The 19801-nt window shown below is 73.9% G+C and carries 17 protein-coding genes; 8 read left to right on the forward strand and 9 right to left on the reverse strand.

Features of this window, described 5'->3' with window-relative positions; translation table 11 throughout:
* Nucleotides 1-2: 2 nt before the first annotated feature.
* The 4 genes from IF83_RS0116605 to IF83_RS0116620 all read right to left on the reverse strand — a co-directional run bounded on the left by IF83_RS0116605 (nucleotide 3) and on the right by IF83_RS0116620 (nucleotide 6610).
* Complete coding sequence (locus IF83_RS0116605) at nucleotides 3-980, reverse strand: ABC transporter permease (RefSeq protein WP_030544975.1); 978 nt, start codon at nucleotides 978-980, stop codon at nucleotides 3-5.
* A 232-nt stretch (nucleotides 981-1212) separates the two neighbouring features.
* The gene (locus IF83_RS0116610) at nucleotides 1213-3006 is read right to left on the reverse strand and encodes an ABC transporter substrate-binding protein (protein WP_030544976.1); all 1794 of its coding nucleotides are present in this window, start codon (nucleotides 3004-3006) and stop codon (nucleotides 1213-1215) included.
* 72 nt (nucleotides 3007-3078) lie between these two features.
* Entirely contained in the window at nucleotides 3079-4137 is a 1059-nt protein-coding gene (locus IF83_RS0116615) for an ABC transporter permease (RefSeq protein ID WP_078843538.1), read from the reverse strand.
* A gap of 349 nt (nucleotides 4138-4486) precedes the next feature.
* Entirely contained in the window at nucleotides 4487-6610 is a 2124-nt protein-coding gene (locus IF83_RS0116620; protein ID WP_030544978.1) for a prolyl oligopeptidase family serine peptidase, read from the reverse strand.
* A gap of 321 nt (nucleotides 6611-6931) precedes the next feature.
* On the opposite strand from IF83_RS0116620, the gene IF83_RS0116625 reads away from it, so the two are divergent.
* From IF83_RS0116625 to IF83_RS0116640, 4 genes are all read left to right on the forward strand, one after another.
* Nucleotides 6932-7126 (forward strand): hypothetical protein, encoded by a 195-nt coding sequence (locus tag IF83_RS0116625; protein WP_019710204.1) that lies wholly within the window; start codon nucleotides 6932-6934, stop codon nucleotides 7124-7126.
* Between the two features lie 36 nt (nucleotides 7127-7162).
* Complete coding sequence (mshB, locus tag IF83_RS0116630) at nucleotides 7163-8113, forward strand: N-acetyl-1-D-myo-inositol-2-amino-2-deoxy-alpha-D-glucopyranoside deacetylase (protein ID WP_244177099.1); 951 nt, start codon at nucleotides 7163-7165, stop codon at nucleotides 8111-8113.
* Nucleotides 8110-8478, forward strand: a complete 369-nt coding sequence (locus tag IF83_RS0116635) for a DUF6113 family protein (RefSeq protein ID WP_037680220.1) — start codon at nucleotides 8110-8112, stop codon at nucleotides 8476-8478. The genes mshB and IF83_RS0116635 overlap by 4 nt, the downstream gene beginning before the upstream one ends.
* A gap of 205 nt (nucleotides 8479-8683) precedes the next feature.
* Nucleotides 8684-10789, forward strand: coding sequence for a peptidoglycan binding domain-containing protein (locus tag IF83_RS0116640; protein ID WP_030544981.1), 2106 nt, complete (start codon nucleotides 8684-8686; stop codon nucleotides 10787-10789).
* 175 nt (nucleotides 10790-10964) lie between these two features.
* On the opposite strand, the gene IF83_RS0116645 is transcribed toward IF83_RS0116640, so the two are convergent.
* Complete coding sequence (locus IF83_RS0116645; protein ID WP_051722833.1) at nucleotides 10965-11864, reverse strand: transglutaminase family protein; 900 nt, start codon at nucleotides 11862-11864, stop codon at nucleotides 10965-10967.
* 14 nt (nucleotides 11865-11878) lie between these two features.
* Nucleotides 11879-12901 carry a GNAT family N-acetyltransferase gene (locus tag IF83_RS0116650; RefSeq protein ID WP_030544983.1) on the reverse strand — a complete coding sequence of 341 codons (1023 nt, stop codon included), beginning with the start codon at nucleotides 12899-12901 and terminating at the stop codon, nucleotides 11879-11881.
* 139 nt (nucleotides 12902-13040) lie between these two features.
* Here IF83_RS0116650 and fdxA point away from each other — a divergent pair, with 139 nt between their 5' ends.
* On the forward strand, nucleotides 13041-13361 hold the full coding sequence (gene fdxA / locus IF83_RS0116655; protein ID WP_019710198.1) for a ferredoxin: 321 nt from the start codon (nucleotides 13041-13043) through the stop codon (nucleotides 13359-13361).
* A gap of 157 nt (nucleotides 13362-13518) precedes the next feature.
* Nucleotides 13519-14616 (forward strand): succinyldiaminopimelate transaminase, encoded by a 1098-nt coding sequence (gene dapC, locus IF83_RS0116660; protein WP_030544984.1) that lies wholly within the window; start codon nucleotides 13519-13521, stop codon nucleotides 14614-14616.
* 161 nt (nucleotides 14617-14777) lie between these two features.
* On the opposite strand, the gene IF83_RS0116665 is transcribed toward dapC, so the two are convergent.
* Complete coding sequence (locus IF83_RS0116665) at nucleotides 14778-15329, reverse strand: ATP-binding protein (protein WP_244177110.1); 552 nt, start codon at nucleotides 15327-15329, stop codon at nucleotides 14778-14780.
* 295 nt (nucleotides 15330-15624) lie between these two features.
* The gene (locus IF83_RS0116670) at nucleotides 15625-16569 is read right to left on the reverse strand and encodes a hypothetical protein (protein WP_030544986.1); all 945 of its coding nucleotides are present in this window, start codon (nucleotides 16567-16569) and stop codon (nucleotides 15625-15627) included.
* A 105-nt stretch (nucleotides 16570-16674) separates the two neighbouring features.
* Between IF83_RS0116670 and dapE the strand changes: the two genes are divergently transcribed.
* Nucleotides 16675-17754, forward strand: a complete 1080-nt coding sequence (gene dapE, locus IF83_RS0116675) for a succinyl-diaminopimelate desuccinylase (RefSeq protein WP_030544987.1) — start codon at nucleotides 16675-16677, stop codon at nucleotides 17752-17754.
* A gap of 97 nt (nucleotides 17755-17851) precedes the next feature.
* Nucleotides 17852-18616, forward strand: a complete 765-nt coding sequence (locus IF83_RS0116680) for an LOG family protein (protein WP_051722834.1) — start codon at nucleotides 17852-17854, stop codon at nucleotides 18614-18616.
* A 66-nt stretch (nucleotides 18617-18682) separates the two neighbouring features.
* On the opposite strand, the gene folP is transcribed toward IF83_RS0116680, so the two are convergent.
* Nucleotides 18683-19543, reverse strand: coding sequence for a dihydropteroate synthase (gene folP, locus IF83_RS0116685; RefSeq protein ID WP_030544989.1), 861 nt, complete (start codon nucleotides 19541-19543; stop codon nucleotides 18683-18685).
* Nucleotides 19544-19801: the final 258 nt, after the last annotated feature.

The following is a 19801-nucleotide window of genomic DNA, read 5'->3' on the forward strand; positions in this document are numbered from 1 at the left end:
TCCTAGGACAGGCGCACACGCGGGTCGATGAGCGCGTAGGCGGCGTCCACGACGATGTTGAAGAGGATGATCGCCGTCGCGGCGAACAGCATCACGCCCATGAGCATGGGGAGATTGGTGTTGACGACGGACTCCACGGCGAGCCGGCCGAGGCCGGGCAGGGTGAAGGTGAACTCGGTGATCATCGCGCCGCCGAAGAGGGAGCCCATGTCGACGCCGAAGATGGTGATGATCGGGATCAGCGAGCCGCGCCAGGCGTAGCGGAAGAAGACCGTGCGCCGGGCCATGCCCTTGGCGCGGGCGGTCCGGACGTGGTCCTCCTGCAACTGCTCGATCATCGTGGAGCGCGCCATACGCGTGTAGTTGGCGGTGAAGATGATCGACAGCACGCACCAGGGCAGGATCAGCCCGGTGAACCAGCCGGCCGGGTCGTCCGTGAGGTTCACGTACTCGGGCTGGGAGAGCCAGCCGAGCTGGTAGACGAACAGGGCGATCGCCAGCGGGCCGACGAAGTAGATCTGCATCGAACTCAGCACCAGGGAACCGGAGCTGACGACCTTGTCCACGAGGGTCCCGCGCCGGGCCGCGGCCAGCATCCCGGTGCCCAGGCCGACGGTCAGGAAGACGACGGCGCCGCCCAGGGCCAGCGAGACGGTGGTCGGGAAGCGGTCGAGGATGGTCTCCCAGACGGGCGTGTTGTCGACGAAGGAGTAGCCCAGGCAGGGCGCGGGGCAGGGGCCCACCGCGTAGTCGCGGCCGGCGAAGATCCCCGCCATGTACTCCCAGTACTGCACCGGCACGGGCTTGTCGATGCCCATGTTGCGGCGGATGACCTCCAGCGCGTCCGGGGTGCAGTTCTTGCCGCAGGCGAGCAGGGCCGGGTCGCGCGGGATGCTGTAGAAGAGGAAGAAGGTCAGGGCGCTGATGATCAGCAGGATGACGACGGCGCCGAGCGACCGGCGGACCAGGAATCTCAGCATGCGTGGACAGCTTTCGCGGATGGCCGGGACGGGACGACGGACGCGGTGCCGGCGGCCGGCGCCCCGGGGCCGGGGGCCGGGGCCGGCGGTGACGGAGCGCCCGGCGAGCGGGTGACGGAGCGGGCGGCGCGGCGGCGCGGTGGCGGTCCCGGTGCGCGGGGGCGGGGACGGGGGCCGGGTCCGGCCGCCGGCCGCTGCCGCGCCGCACGCGCCTCCCGCGCACCGGGGGACGTCACTTCTTCAGATAGAGCTTGTTCGGGTCGAGACCGCTGAGGTCGTTGTTGTAGACCGCGCCGCCGATCTTCGAACCGCTGATCTGCACCTGCTTGTAGTAGTACGCCGGGACCACCGGGGTGACCTCCTCGACGATGTACTTGCCGAGTTCGAACCACTCCTCGGCGGCCTTCTCCGGGTCGGCGATGGCCGAGATCCGGTCGATCTCCGAGTTGATCTTCTTGTCGTTCACGTGCGCGTAGTTGGCCGAGCCGTCGGCGATCTTCCTGCCGTCGAACAGCGGCGGGATCACCGTCGACGAACTCACCCAGTCGTGGCCCCAGTTGTTGCGGTAGAGGTCATAGCCGTTGTCGACCTTGCCGACCCGGTCGTAGAAGGTGTCGGTCGGCAGCTCCTTGCGCTGCACGTCGAAACCGGCCTCGCGCAGGGCGTCCGTGACGGCGACCGCCTCTTGCTGGCTCTCGTTGTCGTTGCGGAAGGCGAAGACCAGCTTCATGTTCTCCTTGCCGGACTCCTTCAGCAGCTCCCGCGCCTTCGCCGGGTCGCCGTTCGGCTTCGCCAGCTTGCCGAAGGGGTCGTAGCCCTTCTGGTAGCCGGGCAGCAGGGGGCTGATGACGCCGCCCGCGAGCTCACCGGCCGCCGAGCCGCCGTACGGGGCCAGGATCGCCCGCAGCGGCAGGGCGTGGGCGATGGCCTGCCGGACCCGGTGGTCCTTGATCCGGTCCATGTTGATGGCGTACATGGCGACATAGGACTGATAGCCGGAGATGGTGCGCTTCTTGGCCTCCTCGTCGCGCAGCACCTGCGGGAGAGTGCTCGCGTCCACCGAGTTGTTGAAGCTGGTGGCCCGCTGGTTCTCCCCGGTGTCGGAGAGGATGCGCTTACTGGAGTCCTCGTACTGGTGGTTGAAGGTGATCTCGAACTTCTCCGGGTACTGGTGCCGCGAGGCGTCCGTGTCCGGGTCCCACTCGGCGTTGCGCACCAGCGTCATGGACTTGCCGGGCTTGAACGACTGGATCTTGTACGGGCCGGAGGCCAGCGGGTCCTTGTCGTACTTCTCCTTGGTGTCCTTCTCCTCGGACACCACCCCGTAGCCGGGCATGCCCAGCGCGTACGGCAGGTCGTTCTGCGGCTTCGCGAAGTGGAAGACCACCGTCTTGTCGTCCGGGGTCTCCAGGACCGAGTCCGGCAGGTGCTTCCCCTTGTACGGGCCGCCCGGGAGCAGATCGCGGTACTCCGGGTCGTCCGCCATCCAGGACTGGACGAAGGTCGGGCCCTCCGTGACGAAGTCGGCGAACAGCCGCTCGAAGCTGTGCCGGACGTCCCGGGAGGTGATCGGTGAGCCGTCCTCGAAGCGGATGCCGTCCTTGAGGGTGTACGTCCAGGTCTTCCCGTCGTCCGAGCGCGTGCCGCTGTCGGTGGCGAGATCGCCGACGACCGAGTACTCGCCCTCGTTGTCCATCTTGACGGTGGTCAGCCGGCGGTGGATCAGCGCGGCGAGCTTGCCCTCGTCGGAGACGTAGATCTGCGCCGGGTCCAGATGCGCGAAGCTGTCCCGCGCCAGCACCCGTATCGTGCCGCCCGGCTCGGCCCCCGCGATCGGTTCCGCCGGCCCGGCCGACGCCTTGGCGTCGGCGAAGGGCACGGGGGCCTGCGCGGTGGCGCCCTTGTCCTTCTCCCCTCCGTCCTTCCCGCCGCCTCCGCCGCCCTCGCTGCAGCCGGAGAGCAGCAGCGCCCCCGCCGCCAGCGCCACCACGGCGGCGCGCCCTCCGCGTGCCCGAATCCTGCTCATGGCCTGTCGCACCTGCCCGTCCTTGAGTGGTGGCCTGTGGTTCGCCGCCCGGTGTACGCCGCCGGGCCCGGATCAGTGCCGGGTCTTGGGGTCGAACGCGTCCCGGACCGAATCCCCGAGCAGGTTGAAGGCGACGATGAAGATCACCATCGCGCCGCCCGGGAAGAACATGTAGGTGAAGTCGTTCTCGAAGACCTGGGCGCCGGTGGCGAACATCCGGCCCCAGTCCGGAGTGGGTTCGATGAATCCGACGCCGAGAAAGGAGAGCCCGGCGGCCGCGGTCACGAAATTCGGCAGCATCAGCGTGCTCTGCACCAGAATCGGGGTGACCACATTGGGGAGCAGTTCCCGGCGGATGATCCGCCACGGGGAGGCACCGCTCACCCGGGCCGCCTCCACGAACTCCCGCTCCCGCAACGACAGCACCGTGCCGCGCAGAATTCTCGCCAGGCTCATCCAGCCCAGGAACCAGAGCACGAGCACCATCGCCACCGCCCGGACCCAGGTCGGCGTCTCATCGGTGTCGGCCACGAACAGGGCGACCACGATCGGCATGAAGGCGACGAAGAACAGCTGGTTGGGAAAGGCCATCAGCAGGTCGATGGTGCGGCCGATGAGGAAGTCGGCGCGGCCGCCCAGATAGCCGGCCGCCACCCCCAGCACGATCGCGGTCAGCGTGGCCAGCGCCGTCACGGCCACGGCGACCAGCAGCGACGTGCGGATGCCGTAGAGGAGCTGGGTGAAGACGTCGCGGCCCAGAATCGGTTCGATACCGAACCAGAATTCCCCGGAGATGCCGCCGTTCGGCGCGATCGGATAGCCGAACTCATTGAGCAGCCCGTCGCGCTGCTGCCCGTAGCGGGTGTACGGGTCCTTGCCGTAGAAGTGGGAGATCACCGGCGCGAGCAGGCCCGCGGCGAAGAAGAACAGCACCACACCGGCGGAGATCGTCCCGGCGCGGTCGCGGCGGAAGCGCCGCCACATCAACCGGCCGGGGGAGCGGCCGCCCGGTACACCCGGGACACCCGGGACATCCGGCGCCCGGTCGCCGCCGGATCCGGCCGGTCCGCCGGATAAGGAATCATCCGCACCGGTCGCGCCCGCCGCCGCGGGCTTCGATAAGCTCGTCATCGCGCTGGGCCCCCGCTGATCACGTCCGTCGTCGAACTGGTCTGTACCGATTTCCTGACGTGATCGCGACTTTGCAGCGGCGCCCCCGCCCAGTCAAGAGGGCGCCCGGCACCAAAAGGCGCCGCCCCCGCATCTTGGGAAAAGGTTTCGCATACTGAGGTCGCCGTGTGCTTGACGGTGCCGCGCGGCGCCGGACATTCCCGGAAACGCCGTCAGGCGCGTTAACACCGGGGCAACTTGCCGGAAGCAAGCCCGATATCCGAAGGCGGCAGGCTGAACGGCGTACGGCCGTGCGGGTGCCGTAGAACCGGCCGGGGCGGTCCGTTGGACCGCCCCGGCCGGGGCACGGTCAGACCAGGCCCAGCGAGCGGCGCAGGAAGCCGGCCTGGAGCAGCAGCAGATTCTCCGCCACCTGCTCCTGCGGGGTCATGTGCGTCACGCCGGAGAGCGGCAGCACCTCGTGCGGACGCCCGTCCGCCAGCAGCGCGGAGGAGAGCCGCAGGGTGTGCGCCGCCACCACGTTGTCGTCCGCCAGACCGTGGACCACCATCAGCGGCCGGTGCTGCCCGGCCGCCCCGGAGAGCCCGCCCTCCCCGGTGACCAGCGAGTTGGCGTCGTACACCTCCGGCCGCTCGGCGGGGTGGCCGAGATAGCGCTCGGTGTAGTGGGTGTCGTAGAGCCGCCAGTCGGTGACGGGCGCCCCGGCGACGCCGGCGTGGAAGACGTCCGGGCGGCGCAGCACCGCGAGCGCCGCCAGATAGCCGCCGTAGGACCAGCCGCGGATCGCCACCCGCCCCAGATCCAGCGGGAAGCTCCCGGCCAGCCCGTGCAGCGCCTCCACCTGGTCGTCGAGCGTGACGCCCGCGAAGTCGTGCGCGATCGCCTTCTCCCAGGCCGGTGAGCGGCCCGGGCTGCCGCGGCCGTCGGCGACGACCACCGCGAAGCCCTGGTCGGCGAACCACTGCGAGGTCAGATACGCGTTGTGGGCGGCGAGGACCCGCTGGCCGTGCGGACCGCCGTACGGGTCCATCAGCACCGGCAGCGGCCCGTCACCCTCCCGGTAGCCGGTGGGCAGCAGCACGGCGCACGGGATCCGGCGCTCCCCGGCCTCGGCCAGCCGCACATGGGCGGTCAGCACCGGCTGCTCCGCCAGCGACATGACCGTCCCGGCGGGACTGCCGTCCCGCAGCAGCCGCACCGCCGCACCGCTGTGGTCGAGCGTGGCCGACGCCAGGACCGTCACCGCGCCCGAACGGACCGCCGAGTGCACCCCGGGGCCCTCCGAGATCCGCTCCACGCCGAGCTCGCTGACCCGGTGCACATGGATCTCACCGGTCTCCGGCGCCGCCGCCTCCGGCCCGGCGGAAGCCGTCACCAGTACGTCGTCCGCGGTGACGTCGAGCACCGCGCGGATGTGCAGCTGAGGCCCGGTCAGCGGGCGGTCGCCCACCATCAGCACCCGCGCGCCGCCCTCGTCCGCGATCCGCACCAGCCGGCCGTCCGGCGTCCACACCGGGACCCCCGGGAAGAGATCGAGCCAGACCGGGTCCTCGTCCGCGTGCAGCAGCCGGGTGGCACCGGTCTCCGGGTCGGCCGCGAGATACAGCTGGGAGCGCTGGTCGCGGGCCTGCACCAGCAGCAGCGGCGGCCCGGCCGCGGACCAGTGCACGCGCGCCAGATACGGATAGCGCTCCCGGTCCCATTCCACCGGCACGCGCGAGCCGTCGAGACCGGTGAAGGCGAGCGTCACCTCCGCGTTCTCCGTACCGGCGGCCGGATACGCCACCTCGGCCGGCTCCCGGCCCGGCCGCGCCGGGTCGGCGATCCACCAGCGGCGCACCGGCGTCTCGTCCACCCGCGCCACCAGCAGCCGGTCGCTCTCCGGCGACCACCAGAAGCCCCGGGAGCGGTCCATCTCCTCGGCGGCGACGAACTCCGCCAGCCCGTGGGTGATCCGCTCGTGCTCCGGCTCCGCCAGCGCCCGGGCGTCCGAGCCGTCGGCGGCGGCGACGTACAGGGCGCCGCGGGCCACCCAGGCGATGTGGCGGCCGTCCGGCGAGGGGCGGGGATCGACCACCGGGCCCGCCACCGGGAGCTCCCGCGCGGTCCCGGCGCGCAGTTCGGCCGCGAACAGCCGCCCGGAGAGCGCGAAGGCGGCCAGCTCGACGGCCGCGTCGACCGCGTAGCCGACGACCCCCGCCGACCCCTCCCGGCTCCGCTCCCGGCGCGCCCGCTCCTCCGGGGACAGCCGCTCCTCGCCGCCGCCGAGCAGCACCGCGGGATCGGCCGCGATCCGTTCCGTCCCCTCGCCCAGATCGTGCACCCACAGCAGGTTCGCCCGGTCGGTGCCGGAGCGGGACCGCAGGAAGACGAGGCGGGAGCCGTCGGGCGACACGGTGAAGGAGCGCGGCGCGCCCAGGCTGAAGCGCTGGGTTCTGGCATGCTGCCGCGGAAACGAGAGCTGTCCGTCCATGGGGAGACCCTATGCGCCGGGCCCCGCCCGGCCGAGTCCCCGCACCGCCACCGCACCGCCGCCAACCCGCCTCCGCGCGGGTTCGGCGAGGGCTCCGCGCGGCCTCCGCGCGCTTTCCGGCCGGCCGCCGGGCGTGCTCCGGCGTACGCCCGGTGGATCTTCGGGGCGCCCGGTCCGTGCGCCCCTTCTCTGCTGCGATGCACCCGCTCGTGCGCAGGAACGGATCGTTATGATCTGTGGCGCATCATGGGTAACCACACTGTGGCGCCCGGGTGTTACCCCTCGTCGCCCCGACCGCACATACCTTGGAGGTGAACCGCCGTGGCACTCTCGATTTCGGTGGTGGTGCTGCTGGCGATCATCGTCTTCCTGCTGGTCCGGAAATCCGGGCTGAAGGCCGGACATGCGGTGGTCTGCATGCTGTTGGGCTTCTACCTGGCCAGTTCCTCGGTGGCCCCGACCATCAGTGAGCTGACCAACAACGTCGCCGGGATGATCGGGGGGCTGAAGTTCTGACGGCCCGGCGCCGTTTTCGCTCGTACGCTGTAGCGCATGACTGACCTGCCCTCTCCAGGCCGTGGCCGGGCGACGATGCCCGCCCGCCGTCTGCTGCTGGTGCACGCGCACCCGGACGACGAGACGATCAACAACGGCGCGACCATGGCCAAGTACGCCTCCGAAGGGGTGCATGTCACGCTCGTGACCTGCACCCTGGGCGAGGAGGGCGAGGTCATCCCGCCCGGGCTCGCGGACCTGACCGCCGACCGGGACGACGCCCTCGGCCCGCACCGGGCGGGGGAACTCGCGGCCGCGATGGCCGAACTCGGCGTCACCGACCACCGGTTCCTCGGCGGGCAAGGCCGCTACCGCGACTCCGGCATGATGGGCCTTCCGCAGAACCACCGGCCGCGGGCCTTCTGGCGGGCCGACACGGACGAGGCCGCCGCGCATCTCGTCGAGGTGATGCGGGAGATCCGCCCGCAGGTCATGGTCACCTATGACCCGGACGGCGGCTACGGCCATCCGGACCACATCCAGGCGCACCGCGTCGCCATGCGGGCCGCCGCTCTCGCCTCCGAGCGGGCCTACCGCCGCGACCTCGGCGAGCCGCACACCATCCGGAAGATCTACTGGAACTGCCTGCCGCGGCCGGTGGTGGAGGAGCGGCTGACGGCGCTGCGGTCCGCCCCCGCCCGGCCGTTCCCGGGCGTCGCCGGCGTGGAGGACCTTCCCGGGGTCGTGGAGCCGGAGCAGGTGACGACGGTCGTCGACGGCGGCAAGTGGGCCGGGCGGAAGACGGCGGCCCTGCGGGCGCACGCCACCCAGATCGCCGTCCCGGACGGCGAGGACTGCTTCGCCCTGTCGAACAACCTCGCGCAGCCACTGCTGGCCACCGAGTACTACCGCCTGGTGCAGGGCCCGGCGGTGGACGGACCGCCGGCGGGCGAACCGCCCGAGACCGACCTGTTCGCGGGCATTCCGGACGCCGGGCGGGGCCGGTGAGCGCCGGGCGCCTCGCCGCGTACGCCGTTCTCGCGGCGCTCGGTGCCCTGACCGGCGCGGCGGGCGCCGTCGTCCAAGGCGCCTGGTTCCCGGCGGGGTTGCTGCTGGCGGTGCTGGCCATCGGCGCCCTCTGCTACGGCGGCCTGCGGGCCACCGGCACCCGGATCGGCCCGGGCGCGGCGGCCGGCGGATGGCTGCTCGCCGTGATGGCGCTGACCACGTCCCGTCCGGAGGGCGACTTCCTGTTCGGGTCGGGTGTGGGCTCGTATCTCTACCTGCTGGGCGGGATGTTGACCGCTGTGATCTGCACCACTCTGCCCACGCTGTCCCCACCGGCCCCCGGGGCCAAGGCACTTGGCGGCTGACGCGCCGGCGGGCGGGGAGCGCGGGCTCCCCGCCCGGGCCGCCGATGCGACGGCCGCGGTATGAGCGCGGGCATCGGCCAGTATGGTGGTAGCGCCGCCGAGCTCCCCTGCCCTACGGCAGGGAGAACCCCCGCCCGCGGCCTCCGGCACGGGGGGAGCCCAGTGCGAGTACTACGGGCGGCGGAGCCAACCGGGAGAACCAGCTTTGAGCCGTGAATCTGACACCACGTCCTCCGGGCCCCAGGGTCACGGCGGGGCCGCGTCGTACCCCTCGGGCACCCCGCCCTACGGGACGCGCCGCTATCCGTCGCTGCACCCCCCGCAGGACGCGCCGGACGCACCCGAGGCGGCCGACGCCGGGCAGCCCTCCGAGCCGGATGAGCAGCCGAGGACCGAGACGACGCTGACCACCCGGATCAGAATCAACATCCCCGGGTCCCGGCCGATCCCCCCGGTCGTCATGCGCAAGCCCGTCGAGGACCGGTCGTCCGGGATCAAGCCCGGCGTGCCGGGCCAGGCCAAGCCCGCCGGTGAGCGGCAGCCCTCCGCTTCCGCCTCCGCCTCCGCGGCGGGCGGCGGGCAGGAGGAGCCGAAGAAGAACCCGGCGGCGCCCGGTGGCGGCCAGGGCGGCGGCGAGCGGGCGAGCGACTGGTTCGCGCCCCGCAAGACCCCGACCCCCACCTCGGGCACCCCGATTCCGGGGGGCCCGGCCTCGGGCGGTGCCGGCGGCCCGGGCGGTTCCGGTCCGGGCGGCGGCGCGAGCGGTACGGCGCCCGGCGGTCCCGCTGCCCCCGGCGGTCCCGCGGCGCCCGGAGGACGGCCCGCCGCCGGTGGCCCGCCTCCCGGCCGGGACGCCGATCCCACCTCCACCCCGGCCTACGGCACCCGCGTCGGCCCGGCCCCCGGCCCCAACGGGCCGACCGGCGGCCCCGCCGAGGGCGACATGCCGCTGCTGCCACCGGCCTTCCGGCAGCAGCCGGGCGGCCAGGGCGGCCAGGGTGTTCCGGGCGGCCAGGGCGGCCAGGGCGGCCAGGGCGGCCCGGGGGCACCGGCGGGCAAGGACGGCGCGCAGCGCTCCGGGCCGCCGTCCCCCGCGTACGGCGGCGGCTTCCCGCCCCCCGCCGCGCCCGGACCGATGCAGGACCCGGCCGCGCCCCCGCCCTTCGGCGGCGACCACGGCTTCGCGCCGGACCCCTTCGGCGGGCCGGGGGATCGGGTCTCCAGCGACACGCTGGTCAGCGGTATCCAGGCGGTGCCGCCGGCCGGTGAGTCCCCCTTCCCGACCCTGCCCGCGGACGACGCCGGGGCCCCCCGCCCGCCGGCGCCGCCCGGCGCCGGCTCCCCGGCGCCCGCCGCGCGGAAGAAGGGCCGGTCCAAGCTCGTCCTGGCCGCCGCCGGGGTCGTCGCTGCGCTCGGCGTCGCCTACGCGGCCGGGCTGCTGCTCGACCACGCCGAGGTCCCGAAGGGCACCACCGTCGCCGGAGTCGACATCGGCGGCATCTCCCGGCAGGAGGCCGAAGACCGGCTCGACCAGGGGCTCGGCCGGCGCGTCGACGCCCCGCTGACCGTCCGCGTGGCCGGGGAGCAGCACGAACTCAAGCCCTCCGTGGTCGGCTTGGACGTCGATATCGAGGCCAGCGTCCGGCAGGCGGCCGGGCGCGACTACAACCCGGTCTCCGTGATCGGTTCGCTCTTCGGCGGCTCCCGTGAGGCCGAGCCCGAGATCGTCACGGACCGGGAGAAGCTGCGCGCCGCGCTGGACTCGCTGGCCGGGGAGGGCGGCGCCGAGCAGGACGGCATGATCCGGTTCGAGGCGGGCAAGGCCGTGCCCGTCCCGGGCAAGCCGCACCGCGCCGTCGACGTCAACAAGGGCGTCAGCGCGCTCTCCGAGGCCTACCGGAACCGCACCGAGACCGGCGCGAGCGCGGCCGTCGAACTGCCCAGCACCGTACGGCAGCCCGCCGTGAGCCAGGCGGAGATCGACAAGGCGATGAAGGAGTTCGCCGAGCCCGCGATGTCCGGGCTGGTCACCGTGCGGACGGACGCGGCGCGCACCATCTCCTTCAGCCCGGAGAACTCGCTGCCGAAGTTCCTCTCCATGAAGGCCGTCAACGGCAAGCTGGTGGACACCTACGACCTGAAGGTGCTCAAGTCCCTGTACGGCGGGGTGTTCGACGGCGTCCTCATCGAGCGCGGCAACGGCTCGAAGACCCCGGTCGGCCCGCAGGACGTGGCCGGCGCGCTCCGCGAGGCGCTCCGGTCCACCGACCCGGCCGGGCGCACGGTCACCATCGACACCACCCCGGAGTAACGGGAACCGGTGTTTCCTCCGGCCCGGTGCGCGGCGCGCGCACCGGGCCGGAGGCGTCTTCCGGGGGCGCCGGACGGGGTGCGGGGCCGCGCGGGGCAGCCGTCCGCCCGCGCCGCCGTCCGTCTGCCCGCCCGTCTGCCCACCCGCCCGGATCCCACGGGCCGCTTTTGGTGCGTCAGTTGAGCATCGCCCGGGCCGCGCGGGCCTGCTGCCGAACCTCCCGCGCCTCCTGGGGATCCACCGCCTCGGCCACCTCCGCGTAGGTCTCCAGCTCGGCCGCGCCGGTCAGGAAGTCACCGCGCCCGACGAGCAGGTGCCCGTGCTCCCGGCGCAGCCGCGCGGGATGGTGGGGCAGCAGCAGGGAGAGCTCGACCGCCCACAGCCGGACGTCGCCGCGCTCCGGCCGGGCGGCGGCCCAGGCCCGGATGTTGCCGAGGACGCGCCGGACGATGTCCAGCGGCGCGGCCGGGGTGAGCATCGACGGGGTGAGCGGCTCCCCGGTCGCCTCCGACACCAGCAGCCCGGTGTCGGCCTCGCTCAGCAGCCGGCCGCCGTCGAAGGGGTCGGCCAGCACCCGGCCGTCCGCGCCCGTCCCGGCCGGGTCGCCGAAGCCGACGACGAAGTGACCGGGCAGGGCCACCCCGTACACCGGAGCGCCGGCCCGCCGGGCCACCTCGATCCAGACGACGGACAGCAGGATCGGCAGCCCGCGCCGCCGCCGCAGCACCTCCGGCAGCAGTGAGGACTCCAGAGCGCCGTAGTCCTCCCGGGAGCCGCCGAATCCGCAGCGCCCGCCGAGCAGCGCGCCGACCGCGCGCGCCCAGCCCGCGGGGCCGCCGCCGGGCGCGTACGGCAGCTCCCCGGCGAGCCGGTCCAGCTCGATCTGGGCCGCGTCGATGCCCTGCTCGCCCAGCGACGGATCGGCCTCCGCGGCGATCAGCAGGCACAGCAGGGCGAGGTCGGGCCGCTCCGCGCGGGCCTCGGCGGCGAACCGGCGCCGGATCTCCGCCCGGTCGCCGGCGCCGTCCGCGCCGCGGGAGTCGTGTGCGTCCGGGGTGTCCGGCCTGTCCGGCATGGGAGTCCTGTTCCTCAGTTGCCGCCGTCGTCCGGCGCGCGCCAGTGGTGATACGTGTGGTGGACGGCGAAGCCGAGCCGGTCGTAGAACGTGCGAGCGGGCCCGTTCTCCGTCTCGACCTGGAGGTACGCGGCCGAGGCGCCCTCCTCCAGGGCGCGGGCGGCGAGCGCGGCCATCACGGCGGACGCCAGGCCCCGCCGCCGGTGCTCCGGGGCCGTCTCCACCGCCGAGAAACCCGCCCAGCGGCCGTCCACCACGCACCGTCCGATGGCCGCGGTGGCGGCCGCGTCCGGCTGCCCGTCCGCCGGGACGGCGGCGAACCAGACGGACGGCCCGCCGCACAGGACCCGCCGCACCTCCGGGGCGTCATCGGCGAACCGCCGGTAGCGCCGGAGCCAGGCGGCGTCGAGGGAGCGGGCCAGCCGCACGGGCCCCGCGGCGGCTCCGGCCTCCGCGACCGGGGCGAGCGCCGCGATCCGCACCTCCGCGGAGACCTCCCGGATCCAGCCGCGGCCGGCGAGGGCGGCGGCCAGCTCCTCCTGGCCGTCCCCGGCGCCGGTGGTCACCTGGACGTACGCGGGCAGGCCCCGCCCGGCGTACCACCGGACCACCCGGCGCAGCGCCTCGTCCAGCGGGACCCCCGGATCGCCCAGTGGCAGCACGGAGTTGGCGCGCCGGGTGAAGCCGCCCGAGGCCCGCAGGGTCCAGCCGCCCAGCGGCTCGCTCACGGCGGGCGGCCAGGCGCGGGCCGCGACCCGGCTCAGCTCGGCCGCGGAGGCGGCCGGGCCCCGCCGCCGGGCGGGCGCCGCCGGCACCACCTTTCCGGCGGCCAGCGCGGATTCCGGGATGCGGACGATCTCGCCGTTCCGGCGTGTGAGACACAGCACACCCCCGTCCCAGGATGTGAGCACACCGACCGCGTCGGTGAACCGCCCGCCCGGCGCTCCGGGCTCGCTCCACCGCCGCACCGATACCCTTTTGCCCACGTCAGCGGCGGTGATCCGGACCGTGAGGCGTCCGCCGGTGGTGAAATCCACAGCTGTGCCCGCCCCTCCTGTTCGACTGGTGCCCCGGAACGGAGATACTAGTTGCGGGCATCGACGACGCCGCGCTCCCGCGCGCCATGCGGCGGAGACGACAACCGCTCCGCCCGCCCTACCGAGGAGGAACGACAGCGTGACCTACGTCATCGCGCAGCCTTGTGTCGACGTCAAGGACAAGGCGTGCATCGAGGAGTGCCCCGTCGACTGCATTTACGAGGGCTCCCGGTCCTTGTACATCCACCCCGACGAGTGCGTCGACTGCGGCGCCTGCGAGCCGGTCTGCCCGGTCGAGGCGATCTTCTACGAGGACGACACCCCGGAGGAGTGGAAGGACTACTACAAGGCGAACGTCGAGTTCTTCGACGAGCTGGGCTCGCCCGGCGGTGCCTCCAAGCTCGGCCTGATCGAGCGCGACCACCCGCTCATCGCCGCGCTCCCGCCGCAGAACCAGTAACCGGCGGAGCCGGACAGCGCGTCCCGGTCCCGTACGGCACTCCGCCGTACGGGACCGCGGTCTTCGGGCGGGCGGCGGGACGCCGCCCCCGTCCCGTTCCGGACGCGCGCCCGAGCCGCAGCCCGGCCGCCCCGAACGCCCGAGAGAAGTGAGCACCGTGCCCGGAGTCTCCGACCGGCTTCCCGTCTTCCCCTGGGACCGCCTCGAACCGTACCGAGCGTCCGCCGCCGCGCACCCCGGCGGCTTGGTGGACCTGTCGGTCGGCACCCCCGTGGATCCGGTCCCCGGGGTGATCCGCGAGGCGCTCACCGCCGCGGCGGACAGCCCCGGCTATCCGACCGTGTGGGGCACCGTCGCGCTCCGCGACGCCCTGGTGGGCTGGGTCGGACGGCGGCTCGGCGCGCGGGGCGTGGAGCACACCAACGTCCTGCCGGTCGTCGGCTCCAAGGAACTGGTGGCCTGGCTGCCCACCCAGCTCGGCCTGGGCCCGGGCGACCGCGTCGCCTTCCCGCGGCTGGCCTACCCGACGTACGAGGTCGGGGCGCGGCTCTCGGGCGCCGAACCCGTCGTCTACGACGAGCCGGCGGAGGTCGCGCCGGAGGGCCTGCGCATCCTGTGGCTCAACTCCCCGTCGAACCCGACCGGCCGGGTCCTGTCCAAGGACGAGCTGCGCACCGCCGTGGCCTGGGCCCGGGAGCACGGCGTGCTGGTCGTCAGCGACGAGTGCTATCTGGAGCTGGGCTGGGAGGCCGACCCGGTCTCCGTGCTCCACCCGGACGTGTGCGGCGGCAGCTTCGACGGCGTCGTCGCGGTGCACTCGCTCTCCAAGCGCTCCAACCTCGCCGGCTACCGGTCGGCGTTCATCGCCGGGGACGCGGCGGTGCTGGGCGAGCTGCTGAGGATCCGCAAGCACGGCGGGATGATGGTGCCCGCCCCGGTCCAGGCGGCGACGGTCGCGGCCCTCGCCGACGACGAGCACGTGGCGGAGCAGCGCGCCCGGTACCTCGCGCGGCGCACGGCCCTGCGCGGTGCGCTGGAGGTGGCGGGTTTCCGGATCGAGCACAGCGAGGCGAGCCTCTACCTCTGGTCGACCCGCGACGAGCCCTGCTGGGACACCGTGGCCGACCTCGCCAAGCGGGGCATCCTGGTGGCCCCGGGCGACTTCTACGGCCCGGCCGGAGAACGCTTCGTCCGGGTGGCGCTGACGGCGAGCGACGAGCGCGTCGCGGCCGCCGTGGAACGCCTGCGCGGCTGACCGCCCTGCGGACGGCCGCCCCGCCGCAGGGCCGCCGGAACCGGAGAACGCCGGAACGCCCGGCCGGGGATGCCCCGGCCGGGCGTTCCCGTCCGTACCGTTGACGGCCCGTGGGCCGCGGGGGAGTTCCGGCCGCCCCCGCCGGGGAGCGGCCGTCACCGTCAGACGCCCAGCCGCGCAGGCCCGTCCGCCGTCAGCGCGCGGGCCGTCTCCGCGGCTCCGGAGAGGTCGGGGGCCGTCTCCGGGGCGGCGGGCGTCCGGATGTCCTCGGTCGCCGGAATGCTCTCCGGCAGGGCCGGAAGGCCGCCCGGTGCGGCGAGACCCCGCGCGGAATCCTGTACCGGCAGCGCGCCGGTGCGGGCGTCGGCGGCGCTCCCGGCGAGGGTTCCGGCGAGCTCCCCGGTGCCGGTGACGGTCCTCTCCACGGCCGGGGCACCGGTGCGGGGGGCCGGGCCGAGCAGTGCGCCGGCGGCCGGGAGGGGGCTCTCCGCGGTGGTTCCGGCGGCCTCGGGGGCCCCGGCCGGGGCCTGCCGCACGGTGCCGTCGAGGGTGTCCCCGAGGGACGCGCTGTCGAGGTTGCTCAACCCGCCGAGGCCGGTGGACTGGGGCGGGCCGCCGGCCTGCGCCGGGCCGGCCGCGCCGACGAGGGGAGCCGCGCCCGCTGCGACCAGCAGCGCGGCCCGGGCGATCCGACGCGTGAGGGGGAGGGACATGGTGCTCCTTTGGCGGGGAAAAGCTGATGATTCCAGGGGAGTTGTCCGCCGGGCGGACGCAGTGACTACCGCGTGAGGAGCGGGAAGGTTGCGGCGGGCCGGAGTAAAAGCTTGGCAATGCGCCGCGCTCCGGAAAGGCGGCGCGACGGCCTCGGGGCGGCGGCCGGGCACGGTGCGCGGAACCATCCGTGCCCAGGTCGCGCAAGGGGAGCGGGGGCGCGGAGGCCGTTCCCGGGCCCGGCCGCCGCCGTCCGCAGGGCCGCGGCCCGCTCCCTCCGCCGGGTGACCCGCCGTACTACTGGACGGTGGTGATGACGACGGCTGCCGCGGCCCGCTTCCGCTCCTCCGCCGAGATGCCGGGCGTCTCCGGGCGCCAGTCGTTGCCGGAGTTCGAGGCGCTCCACACCCGGCCCGCGTAGGAGACCTGTGCGATGCGCAGCTCGCGGGAGTGGGCCACCGCCCAGTGGGCCAGCTCCCAGCCGCGCCGCTCCGGACCGCCCTGTTCCCTATCCGGCACCGGAACGCTCACCACCGGACCGGACGGCCCGCTCTTCCCGGCCCCGCCGACCCGGCCGGCGCCCTCCGTCCCCGCCAGCACGTCCTTGCCGAAGTCCCGCCGGAGCTTCTCCTGCACCCGGACCGGGTCGCCCGGCTGCTCCTGCGCGCCCGGAGCGCAGCTCAGCGACGCCTCCGCGCGGCCGGTGAGCGCCGAGGTGAGCAGCGCGGCGTCCGGCTCGTGCTTGGCGTACGCCTGCGGGAACCCGCTGCGCTGCACCTCCTGGGCGGCCACGGTCAGCGGCAGCCGGGAGTAGCCGGGGACCTTCACCAGATGGTCGTAGAACGCCCCGGCCGAGTAGACCGGGTCCATGATCTGCTCGGGGGTGCCCCAGCCCTGGGTGGGCCGCTGCTGGAAGAGGCCGAGCGAATCCCGGTCGCCGTAGCGGATGTTGCGCAGCCCGGACTCCTGCATCGCGGTGGCCAGCGCGATGGTGACCGCCCGCTCCGGGAGCCGGCGGGCCGAGCCGACGGCCGCGATGGTGGCGGCGTTCACCGCCTGCTGGGGTTCGATCTCGTAGCGGTCGCCGTCCTGTCCGGCGGCCCTGACGACACAGCGCGGGGAACCCGGTCCGGAGGTCTGGAAGTGCACCGCCAGATACCCGGCCAGGGCAACCAGCACGGTGCACGCCACGAGTGCGCGCACAAGACGCCGGCGGCGGACGGAAGTGGTTCGGCTGGACACGCCGCACACGGTACCGGGCGGCCGGGGAGACCGGGGCGCGTGCCCGGAAGGACGGGGTCCGGGCGCCCGGAGGGGCGTCCCCGCGGACGGGTTAGGGTCGCCGTCATGGACCCACACGTGCTCGATCTGTCCCTGGACGCCGCCGCCCTCACCGCCGCCCTCGTGGACATCCCGTCCGTCAGCGGCCGGGAGAAGCCGCTGGCCGACGCGGTCGAGACGGCGCTGCGCGCCCTGCCGCACCTCACCGTGGACCGCTACGGCAACAACGTCGTCGCCCGGACGCGGCTGGGGCGGGCGGAGCGGGTGGTGCTCGCCGGCCACCTCGACACCGTGCCCATCGCGGACAACGTGCCCTCCCGGCTGGACGAGGACGGCTACCTCTGGGGCTGCGGGACCTGCGACATGAAGTCCGGGCTCGCCGTGCAGCTGCGCGTCGCCGCCACGGTGCCGGCGCCCAACCGCGATCTGACCTTCGTCTTCTACGACAACGAGGAGGTCGCCGCCGAGCTCAACGGCCTCGGCCATGTGGCCGAGGCCCACCCGGACTGGCTGGAGGGGGACTTCGCCGTCCTGCTGGAGCCCACGGACGGGCAGGTCGAGGGCGGCTGCCAGGGCACGCTCCGGGTCCATCTGCGCACCACCGGGGAGCGGGCGCACTCGGCCCGCGCCTGGATGGGCTCCAACGCCATCCACGCCGCCTCGCCGATCCTGAGCCGGCTGGCCTCGTACGAGCCGCGCCGGGTGGTCATCGACGGACTGGAGTACCGCGAGGGGCTGAACGCGGTGGGCATCGAGGGCGGGGTGGCCACCAACGTCATCCCGGACAACTGCACGGTCACCGTCAACTTCCGCTACGCGCCCGACCGTACGGAGCAGGAGGCGGAACAGCACGTCCGGGAGGTCTTCGCGGACTGCGGCGTGGCCGAGTTCGTGATCGACGACCACACCGGCGGCGCCCTGCCCGGCCTCTCCCACCCCGCCGCGGCGGCGTTCATGGCGGCCGTCGGCGGCCGGGCGCTGCCCAAGTTCGGCTGGACCGACGTCTCCCGTTTCACGGCGCTGGGCGTGCCCGCCGTCAACTACGGCCCCGGGGCCCCGCTGCTGGCCCACAAGCGGGACGAACGCGTGCTCGCCTCGCTGATCAACCACTGCGAGGAACGGCTGTGCGCCTGGCTGACAGCCTGATGTGCCTTTGCGGCAACCTGCCGGGGCATACGCTGATCGGCGAAGATCCTCCCGTCGCCGGACGACGCGGGAGGCGGTGTTTCGGAAGGAGCGGCCCGTGACCAGTGCCGAGGGAGAGGCCCGGGAAGAAGCCCGCCGGGAGCAGCATTTGGGGCCGGTGACACGGCGGCGGGGCCAGGTCCAGCGGACCACTACCGACCAGCGGCTGCTGGACACGCAGCCGGGGCCCGTGGAATGGGTGCACCAGGACCCGTGGCGGGTGATGCGCATCCAGTCCGAGTTCGTCGAGGGCTTCGGCACGCTCGCCGAACTCGGCCCGGCCATCAGCGTCTTCGGCTCGGCCCGCACGCCGGTCGGCTCGGAGGACTACGAGAACGGCGTCAGGATCGGCAGGGCCCTGGCCGAGGCCGGCTTCGCCGTGATCACCGGCGGCGGGCCCGGCACGATGGAGGCGGCGAACAAGGGCGCCTACGAGGCGAACGGCATCTCGGTCGGCCTCGGGATCGAACTCCCCTTTGAGCAGGGGATGAACAACTACGTCGACATCGGCGTGAACTTCCGCTACTTCTTCGTCCGCAAGACGATGTTCGTGAAGTACGCGCGGGGGTTCGTGGTGCTGCCCGGCGGACTGGGCACGCTCGACGAGCTGTTCGAGGCGCTCACGCTCGTGCAGACGCGCAAGGTCACCCGCTTCCCGATCGTCCTGTTCGGCACGTCCTACTGGCGGGGCCTGGTGGACTGGGTGGAGAACATGCTGATCGGCACCGGCAAGGCGGCGCAGCACGACCTGGACCTCTTCCACCTGACGGACGACGTGGACGAGGCCGTGAGCCTGGTCAGCAAGGAGACCGGGCAGGCGTAGCCCGGTCTCCCCCCTCCGGGAGGCCGGGGACGTCCGGAGCCGGGGCGTCCGTTCGGGCCGGTCCGTTCAGGCCAGGCCGCGGCGGGCCACGGCCGGTGGGCGGTGGCCCGCGATGGACGCGACCATGTCGAGCACCTGCCGGGTCTCGGCCACCTCGTGCACCCGGTAGACCCGGGCCCCGAGCCAGGCCGAGACCGCGGTCGTCGCGAGTGTGCCCGTCAGCCGCTGCTTGACCGGCCGGTCGAGGGTTTCCCCGACGAAGTCCTTGTTCGACAGGGAGACCAGCACCGGCCAGCCGGTGGCCGTCATCTCGCCGAGCCGGCGGGTGGCCTCCAGGGAGTGCCGGGTGTTCTTGCCGAAGTCGTGGCCCGGGTCGATGAGGATGCCGTCGCGGCGCACGCCCTGCTCGACCGCCCGTTCGGCCAGGCCCAGGGTCACCCGGAGGATGTCGGCCATCACGTCCTCGTACGCCACCCGGTGCGGCCGGGTGCGCGGCTCGGCGCCGCCCGCGTGGGTGCAGACCAGGCCGGCCCCGTACCGGGCCGCGACCGCGGCGAGCTGCGGATCGACCCCGCCCCAGGCGTCGTTGAGCAGATCGGCGCCCGCCTCGCAGACCGCCTCCGCGACCTCGTGCCGCCAGGTGTCGACGCTGATCACCACCTCGGGGTGGCGCCGCCGCACCTCGGCGACGAAGCCGACCGTGCGCCGCGCCTCCTCCTCGGCCGTGACCTCCTCGCCGGGGCCGGCCTTGACACCGCCTATGTCCACGATGGCGGCACCCTCGGCGATCGCCTGTTCCACGCGGGCCAGGGCGGGCTCGTCCCGGAAGGTGGAGCCCTGGTCGTAGAAGGAGTCCGGGGTGCGGTTGACGATGGCCATGACCACCGGCTCGTGCTCACCGAACTCGCGCTTCCCCAGCCGCAGCACCACGTAACCTCCTCCGGCCGCCCGGTGGGCGGTGGGACCGTCTTCCGGCCCGGGACAACTGTCCGGCGGGCCCCTCCGGCTCTCCGTACGGACCGTGTGACGGGTTCGGGGGCCCGTCCGGTCGTTCCCGCCGGGTCCGCGCCGCCCCGCGATACGGCCTGATCCGGCGCGAAGGGCCAGAGAGACCCTAGCCCCTCGGGACCGCCCGCCGGAGCGTGCCCGCACCCGGCCGGTTGCCCGGCGCCCGGCGGAGCGTGG

This window comes from Streptomyces albus subsp. albus, from assembly GCF_000719865.1.
GTDB classification, from domain to species: Bacteria; Actinomycetota; Actinomycetes; order Streptomycetales; family Streptomycetaceae; genus Streptomyces; species Streptomyces albus_E.

What these genes read in the sequence shown, in the direction of transcription:
- IF83_RS0116605 (WP_030544975.1), bottom strand. Translation starts at nt 980, where the DNA reads ATGCTGAGATTCCTGGTCCGCCGGTCGCTCGGCGCCGTCGTCATCCTG.
- IF83_RS0116610 (WP_030544976.1), bottom strand. Translation starts at nt 3,006, where the DNA reads ATGAGCAGGATTCGGGCACGCGGAGGGCGCGCCGCCGTGGTGGCGCTG.
- IF83_RS0116615 (WP_078843538.1), bottom strand. Translation starts at nt 4,137, where the DNA reads ATGACGAGCTTATCGAAGCCCGCGGCGGCGGGCGCGACCGGTGCGGAT.
- IF83_RS0116620 (WP_030544978.1), bottom strand. Translation starts at nt 6,610, where the DNA reads ATGGACGGACAGCTCTCGTTTCCGCGGCAGCATGCCAGAACCCAGCGC.
- mshB (WP_244177099.1), top strand. Translation starts at nt 7,163, where the DNA reads ATGACTGACCTGCCCTCTCCAGGCCGTGGCCGGGCGACGATGCCCGCC.
- IF83_RS0116645 (WP_051722833.1), bottom strand. Translation starts at nt 11,864, where the DNA reads ATGCCGGACAGGCCGGACACCCCGGACGCACACGACTCCCGCGGCGCG.
- IF83_RS0116665 (WP_244177110.1), bottom strand. Translation starts at nt 15,329, where the DNA reads ATGTCCCTCCCCCTCACGCGTCGGATCGCCCGGGCCGCGCTGCTGGTC.
- dapE (WP_030544987.1), top strand. Translation starts at nt 16,675, where the DNA reads ATGGACCCACACGTGCTCGATCTGTCCCTGGACGCCGCCGCCCTCACC.